Annotated in this window: 14 protein-coding genes; 8 read left to right on the forward strand and 6 right to left on the reverse strand. The window is 70.8% G+C overall.

Going from position 1 to position 14,716, the window contains the following annotated elements:
• The 3 genes from Psi01_RS41965 to Psi01_RS41975 all read right to left on the reverse strand — a co-directional run.
• Positions 1–598: MCP four helix bundle domain-containing protein (locus Psi01_RS41965; RefSeq protein ID WP_204069786.1), on the reverse strand; the 598-nt coding region annotated here is incomplete at its 3' end.
• A 127-nt stretch (positions 599–725) separates the two neighbouring features.
• Complete coding sequence (locus Psi01_RS41970; protein ID WP_239128436.1) at positions 726–1,199, reverse strand: ATP-binding protein; 474 nt, start codon at positions 1,197–1,199, stop codon at positions 726–728.
• A gap of 39 nt (positions 1,200–1,238) precedes the next feature.
• Positions 1,239–1,433 carry a hypothetical protein gene (locus Psi01_RS41975; RefSeq protein ID WP_204069787.1) on the reverse strand — a complete coding sequence of 65 codons (195 nt, stop codon included), beginning with the start codon at positions 1,431–1,433 and terminating at the stop codon, positions 1,239–1,241.
• Positions 1,434–1,750: 317 nt separating this feature from the next.
• On the opposite strand from Psi01_RS41975, the gene Psi01_RS41980 reads away from it, so the two are divergent.
• Genes Psi01_RS41980 through Psi01_RS42000 form a run of 5 tightly spaced genes read left to right on the forward strand, consistent with a single transcriptional unit; the run spans position 1,751 to position 7,178 of the window.
• Positions 1,751–2,092: a response regulator gene (locus tag Psi01_RS41980; protein ID WP_204069788.1), complete on the forward strand. Its 342-nt coding sequence runs from the start codon at positions 1,751–1,753 to the stop codon at positions 2,090–2,092.
• Positions 2,093–2,096: 4 nt separating this feature from the next.
• Complete coding sequence (locus Psi01_RS41985; RefSeq protein WP_204069789.1) at positions 2,097–2,471, forward strand: response regulator transcription factor; 375 nt, start codon at positions 2,097–2,099, stop codon at positions 2,469–2,471.
• Positions 2,468–3,571 (forward strand): HEAT repeat domain-containing protein, encoded by a 1,104-nt coding sequence (locus Psi01_RS41990; protein WP_204069790.1) that lies wholly within the window; start codon positions 2,468–2,470, stop codon positions 3,569–3,571. The genes Psi01_RS41985 and Psi01_RS41990 overlap by 4 nt, the downstream gene beginning before the upstream one ends.
• Positions 3,568–5,130: a glycosyltransferase family 2 protein gene (locus Psi01_RS41995; protein WP_204069791.1), complete on the forward strand. Its 1,563-nt coding sequence runs from the start codon at positions 3,568–3,570 to the stop codon at positions 5,128–5,130. The genes Psi01_RS41990 and Psi01_RS41995 overlap by 4 nt, the downstream gene beginning before the upstream one ends.
• The gene (locus Psi01_RS42000) at positions 5,127–7,178 is read left to right on the forward strand and encodes a sensor histidine kinase (protein ID WP_204069792.1); all 2,052 of its coding nucleotides are present in this window, start codon (positions 5,127–5,129) and stop codon (positions 7,176–7,178) included. The genes Psi01_RS41995 and Psi01_RS42000 overlap by 4 nt, the downstream gene beginning before the upstream one ends.
• Positions 7,179–7,188: 10 nt before the next feature.
• On the opposite strand, the gene Psi01_RS42005 is transcribed toward Psi01_RS42000, so the two are convergent.
• The 3 genes from Psi01_RS42005 to Psi01_RS42015 form a co-directional block, all read right to left on the reverse strand.
• On the reverse strand, positions 7,189–8,139 hold the full coding sequence (locus Psi01_RS42005) for a matrixin family metalloprotease (protein ID WP_204069793.1): 951 nt from the start codon (positions 8,137–8,139) through the stop codon (positions 7,189–7,191).
• A gap of 216 nt (positions 8,140–8,355) precedes the next feature.
• The gene (locus Psi01_RS42010) at positions 8,356–9,075 is read right to left on the reverse strand and encodes a response regulator transcription factor (RefSeq protein ID WP_204069794.1); all 720 of its coding nucleotides are present in this window, start codon (positions 9,073–9,075) and stop codon (positions 8,356–8,358) included.
• The gene (locus Psi01_RS42015; protein ID WP_204069795.1) at positions 9,072–10,139 is read right to left on the reverse strand and encodes a sensor histidine kinase; all 1,068 of its coding nucleotides are present in this window, start codon (positions 10,137–10,139) and stop codon (positions 9,072–9,074) included. Before Psi01_RS42015 ends, Psi01_RS42010 begins: the two co-directional genes overlap by 4 nt.
• Before the next feature lie 209 nt (positions 10,140–10,348).
• Here Psi01_RS42015 and gsmA point away from each other — a divergent pair, with 209 nt between their 5' ends.
• The 3 genes from gsmA to Psi01_RS42030 all read left to right on the forward strand — a co-directional run.
• Complete coding sequence (gsmA, locus tag Psi01_RS42020; RefSeq protein WP_204069796.1) at positions 10,349–11,293, forward strand: sporangiospore maturation cell wall hydrolase GsmA; 945 nt, start codon at positions 10,349–10,351, stop codon at positions 11,291–11,293.
• 23 nt (positions 11,294–11,316) lie between these two features.
• The gene (locus Psi01_RS42025) at positions 11,317–13,758 is read left to right on the forward strand and encodes a putative bifunctional diguanylate cyclase/phosphodiesterase (RefSeq protein WP_204069797.1); all 2,442 of its coding nucleotides are present in this window, start codon (positions 11,317–11,319) and stop codon (positions 13,756–13,758) included.
• 138 nt (positions 13,759–13,896) lie between these two features.
• Positions 13,897–14,716: HAMP domain-containing protein (locus Psi01_RS42030; RefSeq protein WP_204069798.1), on the forward strand; the 820-nt coding region annotated here is incomplete at its 3' end.

Raw genomic sequence — 14,716 nt, forward strand, 5'->3', positions numbered from 1 at the left:
GGCTGCCCTCCTCGACGCTGACGGCCTCCTTCTCCAGGGCGGCGATGCGCTGGCTGAGGGACTGCTTCAGCGCCTGGCTGACATCCAGGCCCACGGCCCAGGCGTCGCTGGCCGGGCCGCCGTTGATGTTCTCCAGCGCCTTCGTCCGCGCCTCGAGGGTGCCCTCGGCGAGCTGCGCCATGATCTTGTCGTCCTCGACGAAGAACGTGTCCCAGGCGGGCTTGAGCTTGTCGAACTGGGCCTTCTCGGCTTCGGTCAGGTACTCGACGTGGGTGGCGTCGATCGCCTCGTACAGGGCCTTCTTGCTCTCCAGCTCGCCCTCGCGGTTCATCGAGTCGGGCGCGGTGGCGGCCTTGCCCCCGTAGACCCCGGCGTCGGCCACCACGAGTCCCTGCCAGCCGGTCACGTCGGCGACGTGGTAGGCGAAGGTCTGGATGTCGTCCTCGACCTGCTCCAGCTGGCCCATGCGCACGTCGATGTCGTGCTGGCGGACCAGCCCCCACTGGCCGACGGCGACGGCGACGACGATGAGCAGGGTCACCAGGGAGAACGACAGGCCCAGGCGTTTCCCGACGCCCAGGTTGCGCAGGCTGTGCATCACGGTTCCTCACGTAGACAAGGCATGCAGACAGAGCACGCCTCGCGGCGGCCGTACATCCAATCGGCACGATCGAGCGGAAACTGAAGGCGCCGCGTCCCGGCCCCGGGACGCGGCGTCGCGTTTTTCAGGCGCCTTTCGGCAGGTCGAGGCTGTCCTCCCCGGCGACGGATCCGTCGCGGGTCAACTCGAACCAGACGACCCTTCCCGAGTCGTCGCCGGAGTGGCCCCAGCAGGCCGCGCACAGGTCCACGATGGCGATGCCGCGGCCGCCCGGGAGCTGCTCCTCGTCGAGGTCGATCAGCCGTGCCTCGGGGGCCGTGCGCGTACTGCCCTCGTCGGCCACCTCCACCCGCAGGCGGGAGTCACCGACATACACGCTGACCTCGAAGGATCCGCCGTTTCCACTCTCGGTGTGCCGTACGGCGTTGCTGGCGAGCTCGGAGGTGAGCAGAACCGCGTACTCGGTCGCGGAGCACTCGCCCACGGCCAGCTCCACGAAACGCCTGGCATGACGGACCTGCTCGGGACTGCCCGCGAAGCGGCGGCGGCTCAGCAGCGCCATGGGACCCGCGCCGGGGTCCGGGGAAATGCGTGTCATCAGGACACGGTCGTTGTCATCAGGCATGGTGATCACGCCTCAGATGAGGGCGATGTCCTGCTCGACGGCGGTGGCCATGAGATAAAGCTCAAACCACGTCTCGTCGTCGACCGAGTCCGGAATCCAGGAAGAGCGGACCTTGTGGCGCTCTTCCTCGTACTGCAGCGCGGACGCGCGCAGGTCGCGTACCCATCGTGGATCGACCCCTTGGGCGATCACATCGAAATCCGTCATAGCGGTGTCTCCTCAATCCGTTGAGAAATCTGGTGTCAATCCCTTGACTGGGCGATCGAACCGCTGGCCCGCGGCGTTCCGGGCCCGGGATACAGGTCGCCACTCCGACATTCGGCAATCGCGGGGCCGACTGAAGTTGCCGACCGGGTGCTTTTCAGGAGCGATCACCCATGCGCGCCGAATGACCACGCATTGGATTCGGTTGGTAACATTCCGAAACGGGGTGTCCGGGCATGGGGGTCCGGATCTCCTCAGGGGGCGATCCCGATCATGGGGTGGAGATCGGATGGTGGGCGGTGGCGCAGCCTCGGGTGCTCGTGATCGAAGATGAACAGGACGTCCTCGATCTTTTGAAACGTCACCTCGACGGGCTGGGGTGTCAGGTGCAGACCGCCACCACCGGCGAGCTCGGGCTGACTCTGGCCGTCAACGACCCTCCGGACCTGGTCGTCCTGGACATCCGGTTGCCCGGAGTCGACGGCCGTGAGGTGACGCGGGTGCTGCGTGCCGATCCCCGGACCCGCAACTGCAGGATCGTCGTGACCTCGGTCCTGGACATGGAGGATCTCCTGGACATCAACGCCGACGCCGTACTCCCCAAGCCGTTCCGGCGCGCCGACGTCAAGAAAGCCGTGGACTCACTGTGGGAGGTGGAGTGACGCGATGGCCACCGTTCTCGTCGCAGAAGACGACGCCGACATCCGGGACCTGATCATCTTCAAGCTCGAGCAGACCGGTCACACCGTCATCGCGGTGGGAGACGGCCTGTCGGCCCTGAAGCTGGCCCATGAACAATCTCCCGAGATCGTCCTGCTGGACGTCATGATGCCAGGCATGTCGGGCATCGACGTGTGCAGGGCGCTGCGGCAGGATCCGGTGACCGCCGGTCTGCCGATCATCCTGCTCACCGCGCGCGCCCAGGAGAGCGACGTCGAGACGGGACTGACCGCCGGGGCCGACGACTACATCGTCAAGCCGTTCAGCCCGCGGGTGCTGGCCGACCGCGTGCACTCCGTGCTGGCCAGGACCCGAGCTTGAACAGCGCCCAGCTCGTCTCACTCTCGATCGCCGTACTGGCCGTCGCGGTGGTCCTGCTGGGCCTGGTCATCATCACGGGCCGGGCGCTGAACCGCCACCGGGAGCGCCGCGACGCCCGGCTGTCGGCGGACGTCCGGCCCCTGCTGATGGAGCTCATCGGCGGCGACAACGACGAGGAGCTGAGCGAGCCGCTGCTCCTGCTGGCGGCGCTCGACGAGCGCGTCTGGCGCACGCTGGAGCCCAGCGCCATCTCCATGCTCGGCAAGGTCAGCGGCAACGCCCGCGTCGCGCTGGTCCGGCTGCTGGAGCAGCGCGGCCTCGCCCGCACCGCGTCGCGCGACCTGTCCGGCCTCGGTGCGGTACGACGGGCCGTCGCGGCCCACGTGCTCGGCCTGCTGGGCCACGCCGAGGCGGCCTTCCCCCTGGTCCGGATGTTGTCGGACCGCAACCCCGAGGTCCGGGCCGCGGCCGTGCGGGCCCTGGGCCAGGTCGGCGCGGCCGGAGCGGCCGGCCCGATCATCTCCTCCATGGCCGGCGGCCGGGTGCCCTTCCAGCTGGTGGCCCAGGCGCTGATCCGGCTCGGCTCGGGAGCCCGGCCGGCACTGGTGAAGGCGCTGTCCTACGACGACCCCGCTCAACGGGCCGTCGCCGTCGAGGTGCTCGGGCTCATCGGCGCCGTGGAGACCGCCAAGGTCCTGGTCAGGGTGCTGGCCGGGGACGCCTCGACCGATGTCCGGGTGCGTGCGGCCCGCGCGCTCGGCCGGCTGGGCACGCCCGTGTGCCTGGACGCGCTCCTGCACGCCACCGGGCCCGGCCACCCCCACGCCGTGCGGGTCGAGGCCGCGGCCGCGCTGGGCGACCTTGGCTCCCCCCGGGCCGTGCCGACGCTGCAGGAGCTCCTGGCCGACCCCCGGTACCAGGTCGCGCACAACGCCGCGCTGTCCCTGGCCCGCCTGGGCGGGCCCGCGACGGCGGCCCTGACCGAGACGCTCACCGAGCGGGCGGGCACGTCGGCCGCCGACCACGCGTGGGAGGCCCTCGCCATCCAGGATCTCCAGGCCGGCCACATGCCGAGGCTGCCGGCGTCCCCGTCGCGGTGAGCGCGACCGCCGCCGGCGTCCTCGCCGGCCTCGGGACGACGGACGTGCCCGGCGTCCTGGCAGGGGCCGCGGGGGCGGCCGGTCAGAGTGTCGATGAGATCGTGGACGCGATCCGGGCGGGCGCGCAGTGGACGCTGATGGTGATCAGCGCCATCATCCTGGTCTACTCGGTGGCGATCAACACCAGCTACCTGATGCTGATCTTCCTGGCCACCTGGGACGCCATCGACAGCCATCGCAGACTGCGCTTCTTCAGCCAGGAGGACACCTACGCCAACCCCCTCACCCCGGCCATCAGCGTGATCATGGCCGCCTACAACGAGGAGGCGGGCATCGCCGAGTCCGTCCGGGCGATGATGTCGATGCGCTACCCCACCTTCGAGGTCGTCGTCGTCGACGACGGTTCCAAGGACGGGACGTTCGAACGGCTCCGCGCCGAGCACAACCTGGTCGAGGTGCCGCGGGTCATCCCCGACGACCTGCCCATGCGCGGCAAGGTGCTGTCCACGCACGTGCCCGCCGACGGCTCGGCCTCCCTGCTGGTGGTCCGCAAGACCAACAGCGGTCGCGCCGACGCCAACAACGTCGGCATCAACCTGGCACGGCACCCTCTGGTGTGCATCGTGGACGCCGACTCCCTGCTCGACTCCTCGGCGCTGCTCCAGGTGGCCAGGCCGTTCGCCGACGACCCGCTGAACGTGGTGGCCACCGGCGGGGTCGTGCGGATCGCCAACGGCTGCGAGGTCGTCGGCGGGCGAGTCGCCAAGGTGAACATGCCGCGTTCCTGGCTGGTCCGCATCCAGGTGATCGAGTACCTGCGGGCCTTCCTGCTGGGCCGTACCGGATGGTCGCGCCTGGGCGGCCTGCTCGTCATCTCCGGGGCCTTCGGGCTCTTCCGCCGGGACGTCCTCATCGAGGTGGGCGGTTTCGACCCCGACACCATCGGCGAGGACGCCGAGATGGTCGCGCGCTTCCATCGGCACCTGCGGGAACAACGGCGCGACTACCGGATCGTCTTCGTCTCCGAGCCGGTCTCCTGGACCGAGGCCCCGTCCTCGATGGCCGTGCTGGCCCGGCAGCGCCGACGCTGGTCGCGCGGGCTGGCCGAGCTGCTGTGGCGGCACCGCAAGATGATCGGCAATCCCCGGTACGGGCGCATCGGGATGCTGACCCTGCCGTACTTCGTCCTGTTCGAGCTGCTCGCGCCGGTGGTGAACCTGGGCGGGCTGGCCCTGGTTCCGATCGCGCTGTGGGCGGACGCCATCAACGTGGAGTTCGCCCTCGCGCTGCTGCTGGCCTCCTACGGCTACGCGGTCCTCGTCGGCTTCGTGGCGCTGGCCGTGGAGGAGTACGCCTTCCGCCGCTACAACAGCTGGCGGGACCTGGGCGTCGCCGCGGTGGCGTCGGTCGCCGAGAACTTCGGATATCGGCAGTTCAACGCCTGGTGGGGATTGCAGGGCATCTTTGCTGCACTTCGCCGTACGAAGCAGGTCTGGGGGGTAATGACGCGAGAGGGGTTCTCGACGCCAGGACGGTCCACGGGGGGAAACAGGGGATGACGTGGCTGAAGCGCAGCGTCGCAAGCGTCCTACGCCGTGCCTTCGGGCTGCTCGTCGCTCTCGTCCTGCTGTCGGGGGCCGTGGCGACGGTGGAGTCGGTACGGCAGGGCAACGCGCTCAACCAGCTCATCGACCACAACCTCCCCCTGCGGCTGAACAACCTCAAACTGCGCTCGACGATGGGCGACGCCACCCGGGGCCTGCGCAACTACCTGTTCTACGACCAGCCCAAGACCACCTACCTGGAGGCGCGCGCGACCTACCGGCCGTACCTGGACGCCCTGCTGTCACGGGACGACCGCCCCGAGGAGAGCAGGCTGATCCAGGACCTCCAGACCAAGGTCATCGCTTGGTTCGCGTACGCCTCCCAGGCCGAGCAGCTGAAGCCGGGAGAGCCCGAGGTTCCGCAGTACGCCGAGGGCAGCCGGCTGCGCTACGAGGAGATCCTGCGCGCCCACGACGCCCTGGAGACCCAGCTCACGCGCAGGACCGTCGCGCTCGACCAGCAGAGCGACCGCAACCGCCGGTGGGGGATGATCACGGTCGTCGCCTTCGCCCTGATCGCCGGGGCGGCGGCCCTCATCACCTCGATACGCACCTACCGGGCGCTGGTGCCGCCCCTGTCGGCCATGGGAGGCACCCTGGGACGGCTGGCCGCGGGCGAGCACCAGGCACGGGTGCCGCCGTCGCTGGCCGGACCGGCCGAGATCCAGCGGCTGGGCGGCGCGATCAACATGCTGGCCGACGAGAGCGACCGGCTGCGCGCCGCGGAGCGCGAACGCGCCCGCCTGGCCAAGGTGGCGCACGAGACCGCCGCGCGCATCCGCCAGACCCTCGACGCCGAGTCCGTCCTGAAGGAGGCGGTGGCCGCCCTGGGGTCCAAGCTCCCCGCCGACCGGGTGTTCGTCCAGCTCGTCCACGACGGCATGATCGGCCCGGCCGACATGGAGTGGTCCAACGGGCAGGTCATCAAGGACGGCACGCGTTTCCCCCCGATCCCCGCCGGATCGGTCGAGCAGCTGTATCTGCAGGACCGCACCCCGTCCGGGCGCACCCAGGACCCGCCCGGCTACGTTCCGGGGCCCGCCGCGCAGGCGCTGGGCGGACTCGGGGACATGGAGTTCCTGCTCGTCCCCTTCGGCGTGGGCAAGCAGGTGCTCGGCGGCATCCTGCTCACGCGTCCCGTCGCCAGGGGGCCGTGGGACACCGACGAGATCGAGGCGGTCAAGGTCGTCGGGACCGACCTGGGCCGCGGCCTGGACCAGGCGCGCCTGTACACCCGGGAGCGGGAGCTGGTGGAGGAGCTGCGGGCCCTGGACTCGGCCAAGACCGACTTCATGTCCACCGTCTCCCACGAGCTGCGCTCACCGCTGACCAGCATCGCCGGATACCTGGAGATCCTGCGCGACGAGGAGGCGGGCGAGGTCAACCCCGCCCAGGACCGCATGCTCGACGCGATCGAGCGCAACACCCAGCGCCTGCGCCTGCTCATCGAGGACCTGCTGACGCTGTCGCGCATCGAGTCGGGGGCCTTCCGCACCGTCCGCCAGCAGACGGACCTGTGCGCCGTGGTCGATGCGGCCGTCACCTCGATACGGCCCGCCGCCGCCAAGGCGGGGGTGGAGATGACCTTCGACTGCGACGACGATCCGATCATGGTCGAGGGGGACTCCAACCAGCTCGACCGCGCGATGGTCAACCTGCTGTCCAACGCGGTGAAGTTCACCCGCGCCGGCGGGAACGTGCAGGTGGAGGTCGTCGTCGAGGACCGGCACGCGGTGATCCGCATCGCCGACACCGGGATCGGCATCCCGAAGGAGGAGATGCCGCGGCTGTCCACCCGGTTCTTCCGCGCCTCCAACGCCACCGAGCTGTCGATCCCCGGCACCGGGCTCGGGCTGTCCATCGTGCGCAGCATCGTGGCCAACCACTCCGGCACCTTCGACCTGCAGTCGGCGGAAGGAGAGGGGACGACGGTGACGATGCGGATCCCGACGTGCACCGCCGACCGGGCGGAGGCGGCGGGCTCCGGCGGGGCCGGGGGCTGAGGCGGCCGGGTCAGCGCAGGCCGTACAGCTTGCGCATGGCGCTGTAGTCACCGGCGCCGAGGGTGTTGACCGAGGTGCAGGACTTGATGGTGGAGGCCATGACCTGGGTGCCGTGCGTCGTGGGCGAGACGTGGTTCAGGCCGTAGGCGTGGCCCCACTCGTGGGTCAGCACCGAGCGCAGGTCGAAGGTGGACGAGCAGCGGGCGGGCTTGGAGGTGAACCAGCGGTACTTGCTGTTGATGGCGATGTCGGCGGAGACGACCTTGCGGTCGCTGGTCCACCAGGTGCAGGTGACCGCCAGGGCGCTGGTGGTCATGCGCTTCCAGCCGACCGTGCTGTAGTTGTCGTTCTTGCCGCAGGAGGTGGACTTGGAGGTGGCGGTGACCGCGGGCACGAGCTTGGTGGCGCCCCGGTACTGCTGGGCCACCTTGAACGGGCCGCGCAGGCCGCACTGGTTCTGGGCGCCGACCAGCGTCTGCGCCGCGGCCTTGATCGAGGTCAGCGCCGTGCGCGAGACGGTGGAGGGGGCGCCGGAGGCGTTGTAGTACCAGCGCAGGTTTCCGTTGACCCGCCATCCGGCGAGCGTGTAGGCGCCGTCGCGGCACTGCGCGCGCGAGGCCGTGGCGGCCAGGGCCTTGGACTTCGTCGCCTTGCCGGCGGTCTTCTTGGTGCCCCAGGAGGTCTTCTTGGCCTTCTTCAGCGCCGCGGCCTCGGCGGCCTCGACGGGCTCGGCGTGTCCGGCGTGCTCGGACCAGGACTCGGTGTGGCCGTCGGGGTAGAAGGCGTCCACCGTCACCCGCAGGCCGTCGGTGTCGGACGCGGCGCCGGCCGCGAACGCGGCGACCGTGCCGGTGCCGGCAGGAGAGGCCGCGGCGCCGGGCAGCAGCTCATCGACGCTCCAGGCCACCGAGGTGACCAGTACGGCGGAGGCCGCGAATCCCGACAGAGCTACCGGGAACATCCGGCCGAAGCGACTCCTCACCCTGCGACTCCTCGTTCACCTCGCCCGCCTGGCGAGAGAGAGTCGCCGGTCCGGGAAGGAGCGGCACTGCGGCCGTTCCTCTAGGAGAGGATCGGCAGCCGGGATTTGGAGTTGGGGTCTGAGACGGTTGCAGCGCGGTAGCAGAGGCCGTGGGAAGGCCCGGCGCGGATCACGCCGGGCGGAGGGGAGACCGGGTCAGCGCCGGGCGGAGACGGCGTTACGTCCGCCTTGGCGCTGGGCCGGGGGGCGGTAGCGGTACCCCACACCGCGGACCGCCTCGATGGGAGAGCTGGCCGCGTCGGCGCCGATCCGGCGGCGCAGGCGCAGGACCGCGAACTTCACCCGCTCGGGGCTCAGCCCGGTCGGGTCGTCCCACACCAGGGAGAGCAGCTGGGAGGAGCTGAGAACGTTGCCGGCGTGCCGTACGAGCGTGTTGAGCAGGCGGAACTCGGTCGGCGTCAGATGGACGTCCTGGCCCTCCACGAAAACCGAGCGGGTCGACGGCTCCACCCGGACGACTCCGTCGTCGTAGACGTCCTCGGCCCAGGTCGCCGCGCCCGAGCGGCGCAGCAGCGCCTCCACCCGGGCGGTGAGCTCGGCCCGGGAGAACGGCTTGACGAGATAGTCGTCGGCGCCCGCGCGCAGGCCCCGCACCTTCTCCCGCTCCTGGCCCCGGCCGGTGAGGATCAGGATGGGCAAGTCGCTGATGTCCCTGACCCGTTCCAGCACCTGCCAGCCGTCCATGACGGGCAGGCCGATGTCGAGGATCAGCACGTCCGGCTTGGTCTCGTGCAGCAGCCGCAACCCACTGCGGCCGTCCGTGGCGGGGATGACCTCGTGCCCGCCGTGGCCGAGGAGTACCTGGATGGCCGTCAGCGTGTCGGCATCGTCTTCGACGACCAGCAACTTGCTCAAGGTGCTTCCCTCCGGTCACGGACCGGTTCCCAGGGCAGCTCCACCCTGATCACCGACCCCTTCGTCCCCTCGTCGGTGATGTGCAGTGTGCCGCCGTGCATGCCGGCGATGGCCCTGGCCATGCCGATCCGCGGCCAGGACTGCTCCCCCGCCGGCTTGCCGGCGTGCTCCGCCTGGCTGTCGCCGCCGGGCCGGCAGTCGATCTCGATGGACCAGCCGTCGACGGTGGGGCGGGCCTCGACCATGACGGAGTCGCCGGGCGAGGAACGGGTGATCGCCGCCGTCAGCAGGATGTCGAACATGCGGCGGATGCGGATCGCGTTGCAGCTCAGCGCGGGACCGGGACGTGCCTGGTAGCGCAGGGTGATCCCGGCGTGCAGGGCGCCGGGCCTGACCTGGGTGACCATGTCGCGGATGAGCTCCATCGGGTCCACCCGCTCCCGCCGCATCTCCGGCTCCGGCGTGGCGGGGTCGGCCAGCAGCGGCAGGTCGTTGAGCAGGTCGGACAGCCGTACCGCGTTGCGCTCGATCACTTTCACGAACTCGCGCTGCTCGGGGCTGAGCGGCCCGGTGTCCGGGTCGGACAGCAGGCCGGCGTAGGCCAGGATCGGTGTGATGGGAGTGGCCAGGTCGTGGACGACCGTGCCGATGAACTCGGTCTTCGCCTTGGTCAGCGCGACGTCCTCGGGAACTGACCCGGCGCGGGACTCGGCGTCCCGGTGCCAGATCGCCTCCAGCGACGCGGCCAGGCAGGCGAGCGCCTCCATGACCATGCTGCCCTCGTAGCCGCGCTCCAGCGTCGCCACGAGCAGCCGGCCGGGACCGGCGGGCCAGAAACGTTCCCCGTCCGGCGGCGGGGTGGAGTCGGCGGCCCGCAGTTCGGCGCGCAGGATTCCGGGCACGCTACGCAGCCCGGACAGGAGGGTCTCCTCCGCCCCGGCCGCGCCGGAGTCGTCGGTGGCGCGCAGCCGTTCTCGCAGGAGACCGAGGATCGCCCGCGTCGCGTCGGAGGCGTCGGGTGGGGACGAGTACGCGTGATCAATGTGATCGCCGCTGTTCAGCATGGTGCCCTCCACCTGATCCCCCTGTGCCCCCCGGCCCTCCCCAGAACCTTGAAGCTTCGTCACATATAGCGATTCACCCCAAACAGAACGTTATCAACCCTGTTCATGTGGTTGTGACTGAGGCTTTCACTTGTCATGGCCTGGCAGGCAACGGATCTGCACCCGCCGGGCAACCGAGAGTGCATCCACGGTGACGCACCGTCGGAATCATGTCCGAGCCCACCCCGACCCGAACGATGAACTCCCTGCTCATCGCCGGTGCCGTGACCTTCTCCTCCCTGGTCGCGGACGCGGGCGTCCTCCCCGGAACGGCGCAGGCCGCCGACGGGCTCCGGACTCCGGCCATCGTCACCACCTCGGCCACCTCCACCGCCCTCGCCGCCTCCGCGGCCCCCGTCACGGTCCGCGCGCGCACCGGCGGCGGCGCCCTCAGCGTCCGCCGCTCCCCCACCAACGCCTCGGGCCGGCTGCACACCATCCGCAACGGCACCCGTTTCCGCGTCCAGTGCCGCGTCTCCGGGCAGAAGGTCAAGGGCAGGGGCAGGACCACCACCGCCTGGCTGCGCATGGCCTCCGGCGGCTACGTGTCCGACGCCTACGTCGTGCGCCCCTCCGCCGTCGCCCGATGCGCCCCCGCGGTCCCCGCCCCGGCCGCCGCCCCGGCTCCGGCCCCGGCTCCCGCACCCGCGACCCCGGCGCAGTTCCTCGCGCAGGTCGGCCCTTCGGCGCGGCTCAGCCAGAAGGAGACGCGCGTCCCCGCCTCGGTGACCCTGGCCCAGGCGATCCTGGAGTCCGGCTGGGGCCGCAGCGACCTGGCCGTCTCCGACCGCAACTACTTCGGCATCAAGTGCTCCTCGGCCGGCCACGGCCCCTACGCGACGGGCTGCCGCCGCCACCCCACGACCGAGTGCGACTCCGGCGGCTGCCATCGGACCACCGCGCTGTTCCGGACCTACCGCTCCCCGGCCGACTCCTTCAAGGACCACGGGAACTTCCTGGCCTCCAGCAGCCGGTACCGGACGGCGTTCTCCCACACCGCCGACCCCGACCGCTTCGCCAGGGAGATCGCCAAGGCCGGGTACGCCACCGACCCCGCCTACCCCGCCAAGCTCATCGAGCTCATGCGCTCGTACGACCTGTACCGCTACAACTGATGGCCTCCACACGGGAGAAGACGATGCAGCCAGACCTCTCGTCCGGGGAGCTCCCCGTCGGACACCGGCGGCGCCGGACGGGCGCGGCTGTTCAGCTCTGGGCGGGCCTGGCCGTGCTCGGCCTCGCGGTCGCCGCCGTCGGGCTGCTCGTGTCCGGCGACGCGGGGGTGGGCATCCGTTCGGCCCTGCAGACCGTCTCGGCGCTCGTGATGATCGTCGCGATCCGCGCCCGCCGGCCGGCCGTACCCGCCGCCTGGTGGCTGCTGGCGACCGGCATGACCGTGTGGGCGGGCGCCGACCTGCTGTGGACCGTCTGGTACTTCACGGGCTCCGACGGCCAGGTCCCCCCGCTGATCGACATGGCCTACCTGCTGACGTACCTGCCGTTGATAGCCGGCCTGGTGCGGCTGCCCGGCAACGCGATCCGGGGCGGGAACCTCGCGCTGATGATGGACGCGATGGTCGTGGTCCTGGGACTGGCCTTCGTGTACTGGACGGTGACCTTCAACCCCTACGGCGGGCTCCGGGAGCTGACGGGCAGGGAGATGCTCATGGCATCGACCTACCCGCTGGCCGACACGGTCGTGGCGTTCATGGCGCTGCGGCTGTGGTTCACCCACGGCCTGCGCAACCCCTCCTACGCCCTGGTCGGCCTCGCCTCCGCCGGCATGATCTTCGGTGACGTGACCTACGCCCTGATGCTCCAGCGCGGCGAGAGCTGGAGCTACGGCCTGCTCGGCAACGCGGGCTGGCTGGTGTGGTTCGTCCTGATGGCGGCCGCGGCGCTGCACCCGTCGGCGGCCGGGCCGGAGCAGACCCCCGCCGCCCGCCTGACCACCGCGCGCAGCCTCGTCTTCCTGCTGATGGCGTGCGCGGGCCCGTTCTCCCTGATGATCAACTTTGATGCGGAGCTGGCGGTGGACACCTCCGACTTCGCGGTTCCGCTGGGCCTCTTCGCCGGGCTGATGGCCTTCCTGGTCTTCCGGCTGATCAGCAACAGCAACACGGCCGACCGGCGCGCCCGGCTCCTGGACGAGCAGGCCGCCGAGCTGTCGCGCGCCCTGGACGAACAGCAGGCGCTGCAGAGCCTGCTCAGCCACCGGGCGATGCACGACCACCTGACCGGCCTGGGCAACAGGGCGCTGTTCCAGGACCGGCTGGAGCAGGTGACGCAGCGGCACGGCGACACGGCCGCCCTGCTCATGCTCGACCTCGACGGATTCAAGGCCATCAACGACACCTACGGCCACCCGGCCGGCGACCAGCTGCTCATCCAGGCGGGTCAGCGGCTGCGGGAGATCCTGCGCGAGAGCGACACCCTGGCCCGGCTCGGCGGCGACGAGTTCGCCATCCTCCTGGAGAACACGACCGCCGAGCAGGCGGTCGAGACCGCCGAGCGGGTCGTCGAGGCGGTCGCCCAGGCCTTCGTCGTGGGCGCGCACTCCTTCCACGTCACCACCAGCGTGGGCCTGTACATGATCACCGAGGTGTCGGAGGCGCAGGACGTGCTGCGCGACGCCGACCTGGCCCTGTACGCGGCCAAGTCCGGCGGCAAGAACCAGATCAGCGTTTTCCACCCCGGGCTGCGCGTCGAGCAGCTCGGCCAGGCACGGGTGACCGAGGGACTGCGCCGTGCCCTGGAGAACGAGGAGTTCGTCCTGAACTACCAGCCCGTGGTCGACCTGGCCACCGGCAGGATCCAGGCTGTGGAGACGCTGCTGCGCTGGCAGTCGCCGGAGGGCGTGGTGCCTCCGGACCAGTTCATCCCGACCGCCGAGGAGACCGGCCTGATCGTGCCGATCGGCGCGCACGTGCTGCGCCGGGCCTGCTTCGACGCGGTGCGCTGGTACGAGCGCTACGGCGTCTCGGTCACCGTCAACGTCTCCGGGCGCCAGCTGCGCCGGCGGGAGTTCGTCTCCACGGTCCTGGCGGCGCTGGAGGACAGCGGCCTGCCCGGTGAGGCGCTCGTGCTGGAGATCACCGAGACCGCGCTGCTGGCCACGGGGCGCGAGGAGACCGCCCGGGTCACCGGCTATCTGTCCGAGCTGCGCCTGCACGGGGTGCGCATCGCCATCGACGACTTCGGGACCGGCTACTCCTCCCTGGCCTACCTCCAGGACCTGCCGGTGGACGTCATCAAGATCGACGGCGCCTTCACCACGCTCGACCGCGGCACCGACGCGGCCTCCCGCCAGCGGCACGCCTTCACCAAGGCGATCCTCAGCCTCTGCGAGAGCCTGGAGCTGCCCGCCATCGCGGAGAAGGTGGAGACCAGCGAGCAGGAGGAGTTCCTGCGGGACATGCGCTGCCCGCTGGGCCAGGGCTACCTGTTCAGCAAGCCGGTCCCGGCCGGGGAGCTGAACCGGCTGCTGGCCGACGGCGTGGGGACCGGTGTGGGGAGCGGCCGCCCCGCCAACCCCTACTCCCACCTCGAACTGGTCGAGGGCGAGCAGCTGGCCGGCTGACCCGGATCGCGCGGGCCGTACGGCGGAGCAAGGCGGCGATCCACCGGCTCATGTACGGCGCGCACGTGCCGATGAGGGGGGCCGACGACTATGTCACGGACGCCGCCACCGGGTGGCGCGATCAGAAAGGGGCGGGGAATGCGGCGATTGCTGATCGACCGCACGGTCAAGGCGAAAATCTTCATCGTGGTGGCCGTCATGCTGCTGGCGGGTGTGGCGATCGGCATGACGGGCCTGCTGAAGATCGGCACTCTGCAGGACGAGCACCACCGGCAGCTGGGCCAGGCCGTCCCCTACATCTCGGCCCTGCAGCAGGTCGCGACGACCGCCAAGGCGGCCGCCGTCGACGAGCGGGGCTTCCTGCTCAGCGGCGAGGAGAAGTTCAGCGACGAGTTCGCGGAGCGGTTCACGAAGATCGAGGAGAACCTCGACGCGGCGCGCGCCGCGGCCGCCTCCCCGGCCCAGACCACCCAGGTGGACGAGATCGCCGAGGGGATCGGGGCCTGGCAGGACGCCGTGTCCGCCGAGTTCACCCGCTACGCCACCGACGAGCAGGGCGCCACCGAGGCCGCCCTGGGTCCCAACCGCGACCTGCGCAAGGCCTACGAGACGGAGCTGGACGCCGCCCTGAAGGACGCCCAGGAGCAGCTGACCGCCGGAACCGGGTTCGATGAGACCGTGGACTCCGCCCGGTTCCTCGTCATCCTCGTGCTGGTCCTGGGCATCGTCTGGAGCCTGTTCAACGCCGTGATCCTCACCAGGGCGATCGTCACCCCCGTCCGCGCGGTGGCCGGGGTGCTCACCAGGATGGCCGCCGGTGACCTGACCGGCCGGGCTCCCGTGCGCAGCAAGGACGAGCTGGGCCAGATGGCCGGCGCCCTGAACCAGGCGGCCGAGGCGATGCAGACCACGGTGCGCACCATCGACGGATCCTCCAACTCCCTGGCCGACGCGGCCG

This window comes from Paraplanobispora siamensis, from assembly GCF_016863175.1.
Lineage (GTDB): Bacteria > Actinomycetota > Actinomycetes > Streptosporangiales > Streptosporangiaceae > Planobispora > Planobispora siamensis.